General features: G+C 60.0%; 10 protein-coding genes. 9 read left to right on the top strand and 1 reads right to left on the bottom strand.

The annotated features are described in order from the left end of the window. The 5 genes from AC0AP0_RS04955 to mtnN all read left to right on the top strand — a co-directional run. Positions 1-770, top strand: a 770-nt coding sequence (locus AC0AP0_RS04955; protein WP_490429563.1) for a CPBP family intramembrane glutamic endopeptidase, incomplete at its 5' end; no start/stop codon positions are given. 112 nt (positions 771-882) lie between these two features. After that, positions 883-2247, top strand: a complete 1365-nt coding sequence (locus tag AC0AP0_RS04950) for a C1 family peptidase (RefSeq protein WP_490429562.1) — start codon at positions 883-885, stop codon at positions 2245-2247. 155 nt (positions 2248-2402) lie between these two features. Further along, entirely contained in the window at positions 2403-3548 is a 1146-nt protein-coding gene (locus AC0AP0_RS04945; RefSeq protein WP_490429561.1) for a 3-deoxy-7-phosphoheptulonate synthase, read from the top strand. A 77-nt stretch (positions 3549-3625) separates the two neighbouring features. Beyond that, positions 3626-4765, top strand: a complete 1140-nt coding sequence (locus AC0AP0_RS04940) for a 3-deoxy-7-phosphoheptulonate synthase (RefSeq protein ID WP_490429564.1) — start codon at positions 3626-3628, stop codon at positions 4763-4765. Between the two features lie 65 nt (positions 4766-4830). Next, the gene (gene mtnN, locus AC0AP0_RS04935; protein ID WP_489931581.1) at positions 4831-5565 is read left to right on the top strand and encodes a 5'-methylthioadenosine/S-adenosylhomocysteine nucleosidase; all 735 of its coding nucleotides are present in this window, start codon (positions 4831-4833) and stop codon (positions 5563-5565) included. 64 nt (positions 5566-5629) lie between these two features. Here the strand turns inward: mtnN and AC0AP0_RS04930 are convergent, their stop codons facing one another. Continuing rightward, complete coding sequence (locus tag AC0AP0_RS04930) at positions 5630-7006, bottom strand: substrate-binding domain-containing protein (RefSeq protein WP_490429560.1); 1377 nt, start codon at positions 7004-7006, stop codon at positions 5630-5632. Between the two features lie 313 nt (positions 7007-7319). Here AC0AP0_RS04930 and AC0AP0_RS04925 point away from each other — a divergent pair, with 313 nt between their 5' ends. The 4 genes from AC0AP0_RS04925 to AC0AP0_RS04910 all read left to right on the top strand — a co-directional run bounded on the left by AC0AP0_RS04925 (position 7320) and on the right by AC0AP0_RS04910 (position 11675). Further along, complete coding sequence (locus AC0AP0_RS04925; protein WP_490429559.1) at positions 7320-7577, top strand: hypothetical protein; 258 nt, start codon at positions 7320-7322, stop codon at positions 7575-7577. Positions 7578-7811: 234 nt separating this feature from the next. Next, positions 7812-8012, top strand: a complete 201-nt coding sequence (locus AC0AP0_RS04920) for a hypothetical protein (protein ID WP_490429558.1) — start codon at positions 7812-7814, stop codon at positions 8010-8012. A 3-nt stretch (positions 8013-8015) separates the two neighbouring features. Continuing rightward, positions 8016-8909 carry a YesL family protein gene (locus AC0AP0_RS04915; protein ID WP_490429557.1) on the top strand — a complete coding sequence of 298 codons (894 nt, stop codon included), beginning with the start codon at positions 8016-8018 and terminating at the stop codon, positions 8907-8909. 54 nt (positions 8910-8963) lie between these two features. Then, entirely contained in the window at positions 8964-11675 is a 2712-nt protein-coding gene (locus tag AC0AP0_RS04910) for an alpha-L-rhamnosidase-related protein (RefSeq protein WP_490429556.1), read from the top strand. The last annotated feature ends 108 nt before the right edge of the window (positions 11676-11783 follow it).

Genomic DNA, 11783 nt, shown 5'->3' with positions numbered 1-11783 from the left:
TAGGTGATCTGCTGGGCGATCTGGTCATGCTGGTCTTCCTCTTCGGCACCCGTGGCCAGGACCTGCTCGGCCGCGGCTCCAACCCGGTGCGGTACAAGGCTCAAGCCAACCCTGGTCCGGCCGTACTGGTCGGGGCCATCCTGCTGATCATGCTGGCCAGCAGCATCGAAACCGGCTTCACATGGGTGGTCAACCAGGGCTCCCAGGCACTGGGGCTGGTTTACCATTCCACCACTTCGCAGATCGCTGCGGGTCAGCATGGGTTCCTGTCGCCACTGGACACGGCTATCCTGGTCCCCGTCGTCGAGGAGTTCCTGCTGCGCGGCGTGGTCATGGGCAGGCTCAGACCCTACGGGCGAACCTTCGCCATCGTCACCTCCTCCTTTATCTTCGCCTGCCTGCACGGGGACATCACCCAGAGTCTGTTCACCTTCCTATTGGGCCTGGTTCTGGGTTTCATCGCCATGGAATACTCCATCCTCTGGTCCATGGCTTTGCATATCTTCAACAACCTGGTCCTGGCCGACGCCATGATGTGGCTGACCCAGACGGTGCCGGCCCGCACCGGCACGCTGATCAACCAGGGAATGACCCTTCTGGGCCTGGTTGGGGGACTGGTCGTCCTCTGGCTGATTTGGGGACAGCTGGCAGACCGTTTGCACGCCAATCGCTCACGCCCTGGCACCTATAAGGGCTGGATCTCCCTTGGGCTGGCTGTCCTGGTGGTCCTGGCTGTGGTCAATGCGGCTCAGCGCTTCTCCCTGGCTTGATAGGTGCAGCTGTCCACATCCTCCTCCAGACGAACCCACGATGACCGATTCCCGCTATGCTGGATGCAGGGATGCAGATACATCCGCATGAAAGGAAACAAGGACAGACCGTATGACATCAGCACTGACACCACTGGATCAGACCCGTTTGGAGGGTCTGCGCACCGCCTTCGACGAGCGTGAGGCCAACCACGTCGCCATGAACGCCGTCACCCAGGTAGGCATCGACGAAGTGGCCCACAACTATAATCGCTCCCGCCTGCTGCAGCACCGATTTTCGGTTAGCATCGACAACGGCACGGTCACCTCGCAGGCGCATTCCGGCCGCTGCTGGCTCTTCAGCTCCTTGAACGTGGCACGATTCGTGGCCCGCAAGGCTCTGAACATTGATGACGAAAGCACCGCCAATCCCATGGGCGACTTCGAGCTGTCCCAGAACTACGCCATGTACTACGACAAGCTCGAGCGCGTCAACTACTTCCTGCGCGACGTAGCGGCTCTGGTGCGTGCAGGCGAGCCCGTCGACTCCCAGCTCATGCGCTTCCTGATGGGCGATGTCATGGGCGATGGCGGCCAGTGGATCATGGCCATGAACATCTATAAGAAGTACGGCGCAGTACCCAAGCAGTTCTACCCCGAGACCGCCTCCTCCCAGGACACCGGCCAGATGAACGATCAGCTGCGTCGTCTGCTCCACCAGGCCACGGCTCACATGGTGGCCAACCCAGACGGCATCGACCAGATCATCGATAGGACCCTGGAGGCCGGTCATCGTATGCTGACCATTCATCTGGGCACTCCGCCCACCAGCTTCGACTGGGAGTGGACCGACAAGGATGGCGTCTTCCACCGGGATGGGCGGATTACCCCGCAGGAGTTCTGGAAGCGCTACGTGAATGCCGGACTTGAGGACTATGTCTGCCTGGTCGACGATCCGCGCCCCGAGCACCCCAAGGGCCGCAAGATCGGCATCGAGCACCTGGGCAACGTGGCTGGCGGCGATCCCACCGAGTATCTGAACGTTCCGGTGGAGGTCATGAAGGACTGCGCCCGTCGTCTGATGAGCGAGCAGGGCCTGCCGGTATGGTTCGGCGCCGACTGCCACCCCATGATGGACCGCAAGGCCGGCCAGTGGGCCACCGACCTGTTCGAGTATGGCCGGGTCTACGGTGTGGACTTCGACATGGACAAGGAGCAGCGGGTGCGCTTCGGCGACTCGGCCCAGAACCACGCCATGGCATTCGTGGGCGTGGACGTGGCCGATGACGGCCGGACCACCAACCGCTGGCGGGTGGAGAACTCCTGGGGCGAAGAGATCGCCAACAAGGGCTACTTCACCATGAGCGACGACTGGTTCAGCCAGTATGTCTACGAGGTGGCCGTACCCAAGTCCATGCTGTCCGAGGAGTATCGCCAGGCCTTCGACCAGGATGCCATCATGCTGCCTGCCTGGGACCCCATGGGTGCCTTGGCCTGAGCTACTGCACTAATTCATCCACTTTTATCCATCAAACTGTTCGTCCCCGTGGTCTATAAGGATCGCGGGAACGGACTGTCCACATTGGCCCGGATGTGGGCGGTCATAAGGAATTCGGGCGTAATCGTCGCAGTACGACAGAGAGGAGAGCGACCGTGGCATTCGTCAAGGAACCGGATATCATCCCGGAAGAGGAGCGGCAGTATTTTGCCGATACGGCCGTCTTTCCCGAAACAGTGGATGTCAACATTCGTCAGCTGGACCCAATCCCGGCCCCTAGGGTTTTTCTGCGCTCGCGACCCTTGGACTCGGAGCGGATGAGTCTGGTAAGAGACTCCCGCCAGGCCATTCGCGAAGTTCTGCATGGACGGGATGACAGGCTGCTGGTCATCACCGGCCCCTGTTCCATCCACGACCCGGAGGCTGCTCTGGAGTACGCACGTCGTCTGTCGGCCGTCAATGAGCGGTTGAAGGATCGGCTGCTGATCGTCATGAGGGTCTACTTCGAGAAGCCCCGGACCACGGTCGGCTGGAAGGGGCTGATCAACGACCCCGACCTGGATGGAACATTCAACATCCGCAAGGGGATTCGCCTGGCCCGCCAGGTGCTCTGGCAGGTCTTGGGCCAGGGGATTCCGGCGGCCACAGAATGGCTGGACCCCATCACCCCACAATATCTTTCCGACGCGGTCAGCTGGGGGGCCATCGGGGCTCGGAACACGGAGAGTCAGGTCCATAGGGAGCTGGCCAGCGGCATGTCCATGCCCATGGGCTTCAAGAACTCGACCGATGGCAGCATAGAGGCTGCGGTCGATTCCTGCCTGGCTGCGGCATCCGAGCATCACTTCCTGTCCATCAACCTGGACGGCCATGTCATCGCTGCCGAGACCAGGGGCAACCCTGACTGCCACATCATTCTGCGCGGTTCTGGTCATGGTCCCAATTACGATCCGGAATCCGTCCGATCCGCCCTGGAGGCCATACATCAGGCGCCGTTGGGCCCCGGCGCCTGCCGAGGTCTGATCGTGGATGCAGCCCACGGTAACTGCGGCAAGGACCCCGTACGTGAGGCCCAGGTGGTCGAGGAGCTGGCAGACCGTCTCGCCAAGGGCGAGCAAGGCCTGTCGGGCATCATGATGGAGAGTTTTCTTGAGGGTGGTCACCAGAAACCGGCTCCGCTAAATCAGCTGGTCTTCGGCCGGTCCGTCACCGATGCCTGCATTTCCTGGGACAGGACCGAGGAACTGTTGCAGATCCTGGCTGATGCTGTGCAAGCTCGTCGGGAAAGGAAGAAGGCATGAGTCGGATGAAGGATGAGCCACAGGAGCCCCTACCCCGACCCAGCAAGGCCTACGAGGTCGAACTGGTGCACAAGGCGCTGGCGGCCGGTGTCAACCCCCTGCAGACCGGGAACGTGCCCAGGTGGGAGGACGAGGTAGGCATAGGGCGGATCGTCAACAGGCGGGTCTTTGAGCTTGACCGCCTGCCTTCGCCCGCGCAGATGCTGACCCGATACCCCTTGGATGGACCGGCCAAGGACCTGGTCATCCGCTCCCGGCAGGAAATAGTGGACTGTCTGCATGGGCGCGACGATCGGCTGCTGGTCATTGTGGGCCCCTGCTCCATCCACGACCCCGATGCCGCGCTGGACTACGCTCGCCGTCTGTCGGCCGTCAATGAGCGGTTGAAGGATCGGCTGCTGATTGTCATGCGGGTTTACTTCGAGAAGCCTCGGACCACGGTCGGTTGGAAGGGCCTGATCAACGACCCCGATCTGGATGGCAGCCACAACATCCAAAAGGGCCTGGTCCTGGCACGGCGGATTCTTCTGGGTGTGCTGGAGACTGGGCTCCCAGCGGCCACGGAATTTCTTGAGCCCACATCGCCCCAGTATATTTCTGATGCGGTCAGCTGGGGGGCCATCGGTGCTCGGAATACGGAGAGCCAGGTTCATCGGCAGCTGGCCAGCGGCATGTCCATGCCCATCGGCTTCAAAAACGCTACGGACGGCAGCGTGGATGTGGCCATTGATTCCTGCTATGCGGCCTCTCAGCGCCACACCTTCTTCGGGATAGACCACGAAGGTCAGGCCGCAGCCGTAGCGACCATGGGCAATCCCGACTGCCATTTGGTTCTTCGCGGCTCCAAGTCCGGCCCCAACTACGATCAGGACTCGGTGCGGGCGGCCCTTGCCGTGCTGCGCCAGCGCATGCCCAAGGACAGCGCGGCTGCCCACGGACTGATCATCGATGCCTCCCACGGCAATTCCGGCAAGGATGAGCGGCGCCAGATCCAGGTTGTCCGCGAGTTGGCCCAGCGGATAGGCGATGGCGAGGAGGGCTTTACCGGACTGATGATGGAGAGTTTCATACGTGGAGGCAATCAGAAGCCTGCCCCGCTGGACCAACTGGTCTACGGGTGTTCGATCACTGACCGCTGCATCTCCTGGCCCGACACTCAGGACCTTCTGGAGGAGCTGGCGGAGGCAGTGGACCGTCGTCGCGGCACGGCTCGTTGATTGACGGCCTGCAGTAGGCTGGTCGGGCCGCAGTTGCGGGTGCAATCATGGATAAGGAGTCAGGCATGAGTGAAACAGGCGATTCCCTGGAGGGCCAAGATCGACGGCCGGTTGCCGTCATAGGAGCCATGGATGAGGAGGTGGCCCTGATCGGCCAAGGCCTGAAACAGGCAGATCAGGATTCCCGTGCCGGCGACGCTGGATTAAAGGTCATATGCGGCACCCTTGATGGGTCACAGGGTCCGGTTCGGCTGGCTGCCACCGTGGGCGGCATGGGCACCGTCAACATCGCCGCCACCACACAGTATCTGATCGATGCCTTCCATCCCAGAGCCGTCATCTTCTCCGGCATCGCCGGCAACCTGAACAAGGACCTGCATATCAACGATGTGGTACTTGGAGGCACCTTGCGCTATCTGGACACTGACATGCGATTGGTGGCCCAATCGGCCCCCGGCACCGAGGAGTTCCACTCGGACCCTCACCTGCTGGATCTGGCTGATCGGACCTTGGATGCCATGGGGATCAAGCATATCGTCGGCACCATTGCGACCGGCAACTACTTTGTGGACAGCCAGGAGAAGATTGCCCAGGTCAAGGAGCAGACCGGGGCCGATGCGGTCGAGATGGAGGGTGCGGCTGTCTGCCATGTGGCGGCCCGTAACAAGGTGCCGGCACTGGTCATCCGCGCTCTGAGCGACAACGCCGACACCGACTACGAGGTTTTCCGGGAGTTCGACATCTCCGAATATGCAGACACGGCCGCCAGGCTGGTGCTGGGCATCGTGCGTGAGCTCTGAGTGCTGACCGCTGCGCTGAAGCCAATCATATGAAGCAAGTAGGATGAACGGCTTTGCACAGTTCTTAATAGGACCTTCCGTGTTCTTCGTCTAAATCAGCCACTGATCCTCGGTCGATGAGCGTCGGTTCTATGCGGACGTGCTCGATGCGCTGGTCCGGGTTTCGCATCCGTCGCACCTGCAAACGCAGTGCAGCGGCTGCCAGGTCCTGGGCCGAGGATCGCAGAACCGTTAGACGCTTGGTGTAGCCGTCAATGGTGATCATGGACAGGTCACGGGGAATGTGAAGGCCCCGTCGTTCCAAGGCTTGTACCAGGGCGATAGACAGGTAGTCGGGATGGACCAGGACGGCTGTGGTGTGCGTTTCCAGAATGGTCGTGACGATTTGCTCCACATCCTCGGCTACATATGGCTGTTTGTCTTTCAGTAGGAAGGTCTGTTCCAGGCCGTCCCCCTCTTCCATCATCAGCCGCCAGCCTAGCTCGATATCGGCTGCAGTCGGGGTGTGGCCCAAGGCTAACCCCACTCGATGATGGCCGTGCTGACGGAAGTGCTGTAGTCCTTGGCGGACTCCGGCTGGATGGTCAGTATGGACGGAGTCAAAGAAAACGGGCAACCACCGCGGGGGATGCCGTTCAAGAAGAGTGATAGGCAGTCGACATTTGGTCAGCCACTGCCAGGTTGCCGGTCCGATGGCTGGATCGACGCTAGGAGCCACGATCATTCCGCGTATTTGCGGATCGGCGGCCAGATCATCTAGGATGTCTACTTCTGGGTAGGATTCATAGGAAGTTTCCCCGGATATGACTTGCAATCCATAATGTTCCGCCGCCATGCGCCTAATGATTTCCGTAACCGAGGGCCAAATGAAGCTGGGCTCGGGCAGAGCCACTCCGATTCGGCCTGTTTGAACGACAGCTGCTCTATCCTGACCTGTAGCCTCGCCCATAGTGGGGTTCGATGTGCTGCCGCTGGCTTCGGCTTTGCTGACTTTCTTGCGGCTCAAACTTCCATCACCGTTACGTCGACCAGTTCGACTCGAAGCGCCTCTTCCGGTGACCACGTTGGTCGAGGCTGCTTCGGCTTTATTCGAGGAGCCGGATAATCCGGTCAAGGCTACATCAGCGTTGTAAGAAGAAGATGTTGCGAAAGAGCCGACAGATTGGTCCTGGGAATCCAGCGATTTGACGGCGAGAGCGCCACCCCGCACCCTTCTGACCAGACCGGCTTTGGACAGTATGTTCAAGTCCCTTCGGATAGTAATATCGGTTGTCCTCATCATTCGAGCAAGGTCGGACACCCTAACCACGTTTTCTCTGAGCAACATGTTCAGAATCAGCTCTCGTCGCTGTGCAGGCAGCCATCCTGAAACCGGCGGTTCGGGGAACTCCCCTGCCTGGTCCTGCCCGCCGTTCTCAGTCGCTGATTCTGCCTGATTCATGTTTGGCCTCGATGCTTTGCCTTATCGATGATGAAAGCAGTAATGACGGTCGATGCCCCCAGCCTGCCTTATCAGTGTATACCGACGGTTTGAGGCAAAATCATGATGGAAACAAACTGCAACAAACTCCTGAAGTCATTTTCTTAGTGTAGTTGTGATCGCTCGAGAACATTCACGGGGCAGGTAAGCCAGCAACGGCTTTTCTGATGGCTGTGATTCATCAGCTTGGAATGACTACACCAAGGCAGCCAAGCAGCTCAAACAGAAGCTGCCCGAGGCCGGCTATGACGCCAACAGCGTCTACCCAATGTACATGCACAGTTGGCAGGCCGTAGTTCAGTCCTTCGCCATAGCCCAGAGTGGCAAACCTGCGAGCCAAACCTTCCTCAAGGCTGATTTCTCCTACATGAAGCCCTATTACAAGCGAGCCTTGGAATGGCAGGATGACAAGCTGACCATCGATTGGAACACTGCGTTTACCAACAAGGTTCAGTACCAGCCGCAGTTCGGCACGCAGAAAGCAGCGATGATGCCCATGGGAACGCGGAGGCAACCCTCCCACCGACAATAGGGGGTTCTGGCGGTGGGCGAAACAAGAGATCCGGCGGACGCAACAGTGTCGACGCTAAAGCCGTCTCCCATCGGAATTTGCGCAATGGCTTGCTTTTTGTCTCGCCCAATTTTATCGGGTTCATAGCGCTGACCCTGTTCCCGACGCTAACCCTCTTCTACATAGCCTTCACCCGCTGGTCGGCCTTTGGCAGCCTTGGCTATTATCACCTTCACAAATACTTGGAATGACTACATGGGGCCGTTGATCTACCTGCGCTCGCAGAATCTGTACACCATCCAGCTGGGCCTCAAGCTGTTCATCTCCCAGTACAATGCCGACTATGCCATGATCATGACCGGCTCGGTTCTTTCGGTCCTGCCCATTCTGATCGTCTTCCTCATCGGTCAGAAGCAGTTCATCGCCGGCATTGCGACATCCGGTATGAAAGGCTGAGTCTTGGCTGGAAGCGATGGCGACCAGGGGCGTCCCGCCAAGGGCTACGCCATGCGGGCCCTCTTGGGGATCACCAACTCCATTGCTGTGGTGCTGGGTGCTGGATGCTGCTCTCTGCTGGGAATGCTGCCTATGGTTGCTGTACTGATCTTTCTGAGAGATCTGCAGTACTTCCCGACCTATCTGCTGGCAGCCGTGCTGTCCGCGCCTGGTCTGGCTGCTCTCTTTGCCATCTATCGCGATCACCCAGGCCTGTCATCGGCCTCTGCCCGGGCCAGGCGGCAGGCCGTGGATTCCATGACAGAGCAAGGGCAGTCTCTGCCGGATTGGATAGCGAAACCCTATGTGGATTCGGGGACGGTCTATGGGTTCTTCCGCGCCTACTGGCGGGCCTACAAGGTTCTGGCCCTGAGGTCATGGGTGACTTGGCTGCCTCTGGGGCTCATCGCCTTCGCGCTGATCTATGATCTGCAGATTGCATCGCAGCTCTCATGGGGCCAGATTCTGTTCCTCCCCATCCTGGTATGCCTGCTGCTCCTGGTTCAGACCGCCTTGGTCTCTCTGGTGCTACTGGTGGAATATCCCCGGGCGCGCATCCGCAAGGTGTTGATCAACGGCATCCTCCTGTCGGTGCGTCGCTGGTACATGCTGGTTCTATCGCTGGCCGTCCTGGCTGGGTATGCCTGGGGGCTGATGCGCTCGCCCATCCTGGTGGCTCTTCTGGCCACAGGTCTAATCTGGTATCTGGTCTGGGCGGCTGTTCGGTGGCAGGCCGACCCCTTCTTCCGGCAGATGGCCCGTGAGAGCGGGGACCCGGGTGTCCAGGCCATGTATGGACTGCCTGACACTGGAGCCAAGGGCTCCTCCTTCACTGCGCTGCAGGACTACCGGCAATAGCGGTTCATGAAGAACAGTTGTATTTAAGAGCAGGCTCAAGGAGGATTCGCTGGAATGGGCTGTGAGCCTTTGCAGGTGCTGATCGAGGACCGGGACCGTCCCGTAGATATCGAACCTGGTACCAATCCCACGGTCAGGTGGAGGCTGGATCCCTTGCCGTCCTGGGCGGATAAAGTCCGTTTCGCTAGGGTACGAGTCTTCGAACAACCTAAGGGGCGGGTACTTGTAGACACTGGCATCCAACCTGCGGACGAGCTTAATGGCAGCCGTCTGCCTGGACCTGATATGGATCCTTCGCGACGGTATTGGCTGACCGTTCTTCTGCTGGATGCACAGGGCCGTCGGTTGATAGGGTCTGAACCCATCACCTTTGGCACGGGGCCTGGCCTGGTCTGGCACGCTCAGGCCATTTGGTCCGCAGAGGACGAAAGGAACTCCTCAGGTTCTCAGGGCAATGCCAGGGGATGGGCGCTGATGCGTGGTGTGGTCCGGCTGCCCCCGGGGCCGATTCTCTGGGCTAGTCTGTATGCGACCGCTGACAGCACCGTACCTGCGCGTCAGTTTGTCTACCGACTATGGCTCAATGGGCGCTTTCTGGGCTGTGGGCCGGTATTTCCCTTGGATGGAGAGGATCGTTACAGGGGCTACGATGTCACCGGCCTCTTGCGTCCGGGAGCGGAGAATGTTCTGGGCGTGGTGGCCTATGCCATGGAAGGCCGACGCTTTCAGGCCCAGTTGGATGTGGGCCGGCCTGACGGCAGTGTGGAGCACTACGGCACGGACGCCGAATGGAAGGCTATTAGCGGTGCCAAGGCCTTTCCTGACAGCGCGTCCATCGGCACAACCTACTATCAGGCTCCGGCTGAGGACATCGACCTGTCCCGATATCCTTGGGGTTTTTCTCGGCCGGGCTTTGACGACTCTGCCTGGCGGAAGGTTCGGATTCGGCCCTCATTCTCCAAGTGCCTTGCCGCTCCTGCGGATGGCACCAGACTGACTCGGGTGAAAGCTCATAGGGTTTTGGCGGCTGCTCCTGGCCATCTTCTGCTGGACTTTGGTTCCGTGCGGTTGGGCGGCATCGGGCTTCGGGTGGATCTGTCGCAACATTTGGATCTGACCGTCCGCTACGGGGAGGTCCTGGACGGCCAAGGAGGCGTTCGTTACCGTCTGGCCACCTCCAACGTCTATCAGGATCGCTGGCGGCTGCAACCTGGCAGCAACCGGGCACAGACTTGGGGAATCCGGGTCTTTCGATATCTGGAGATGATATGGCCTGCGGAATCTGACCCTGAAGGGTTGCTGGCGAGCCTGACTGAAGGGGGACTGTGGGCGGAGTGCCTTGAGGCTCCTGTATATGACGACCACGCCAGTTTTCATTGCGACAGGCCTCTGTTGGATGGGGTCTGGCAGCTGGGGCGGAACACCATCAGGGGACTTAACGCTGACATCTACGTCGATTCCTGGACCAGGGAGCGGGCCCCCTATGAGGCTGATGCCTGGATCCAGCAGCGGGCTCATATGGTGCTGGATGATGCGCCCGCCCTGGGCCGTTACAGTGTGGACTATCTCATCGCCAACAGAACCTGGCCCACCGAGTGGCCCCTCTACAGCATTTTGGCTGTGCACGATGCCTGGATGCACACCGGAGATCTGACCCAGGCGGCAGCCCAGTACGAACGGCTTATGGGACTGCTGCCAGACAAATATCTGGACCAAGACAGCGGATTGATTGTCAAGGACCCCGGCACTTCCAGCCAGATGGATGGCGACCTGGTCGACTGGCCGCCCGTTGAACGCGATGGATATGTCTTCGGTCGTGTCAACACGGTCATCAACGCACTGGCCAGTGCCGCCTATGAAGCCATGGCTCGTCTGTCACGGGCGCTGGGCCGTCGCAGCAGAGCCGCCCGCCTGGCAGAGGTGTCCCGAAAAATGCAGGAGGCCCTGGATGAGCGGCTCTACGATCCAGCGGTCGGCGCTTACCGGGATGGTCTGTTAGACGGTCCCGACGGTCCGGTCATCAATCACTGTGCCATGCATGCCTCGGCCTTTGTTCTGGCTTTTGCGCCCCCCTCGGATTCCGCTCGTCTGGAGGCGGTCGGTGCCTATCTGCGTCGTAGAGGGATGGCCTGCAGCGCCTATGCGGCCGCCGTGCTTCTGGATGGACTTTATCGATCAGGTCTAGGGGCTGATGCTCTGGCTCTGCTCTCGGCAGGGGAGGGTATGCGCACCTGGAAGCATATGTTGGACCAAGGTGCCGGAGGCACCATGGAGGCCTGGGATCCATCGATCAAATCCAACACCACCTATTCGCATCCCTGGGGGGCCTCACCTGTCTGGCTGATTTCCAGCGGGTTGATGGGGCTGCGGCCTTTGAAACCCGGGTATCGAGAATTCGTTGTCGCGCTCCAACCTGGGGGTCTGGGCAGGGCCGAGCTGACCATGCCCGTGCCCACTGGGGACATCCATATCTCCTATAGGATTACAGGAAAAGTGGATAGCAGGCCAGGGTTTGTCCTCCTGCCGGATATTGATCTGGACCTGGTGGTGCCGCAGAGCTGTCGGGGTCATTTGATCCTCCCGCCTATATGTGGTGTCAGGCCAGGGGGTCAGGTCGAGGCCTTGCTGGACGGGTCGCCAATCATGCTGAAGGCCTTGGATGCCGACAATCGGGTGGCCGGCATTCGTTGCAGAGCTGGATCGTTGCTTGCGGATGCGCTGCCCTGCGGCCATCACCATCTGGTGCTGCCGCACGCGCAGGCTTGACAGTCTTTTCTGATCTGTGTATTGTTAGCCCTTGCATACCAAAGACCGTTGGTCGGGACCCTTGGGTCTCCTAAGTTCGGTTGATCGAGCCAGCACAGGTTGAGTTTC

This window comes from Bifidobacterium sp. POST2/T3 (B1) (genome assembly GCF_058197115.1).
The sequence above is the reverse complement of the archived record's forward strand: the minus strand, read 5'-3'. Positions and strand labels throughout refer to the sequence as shown.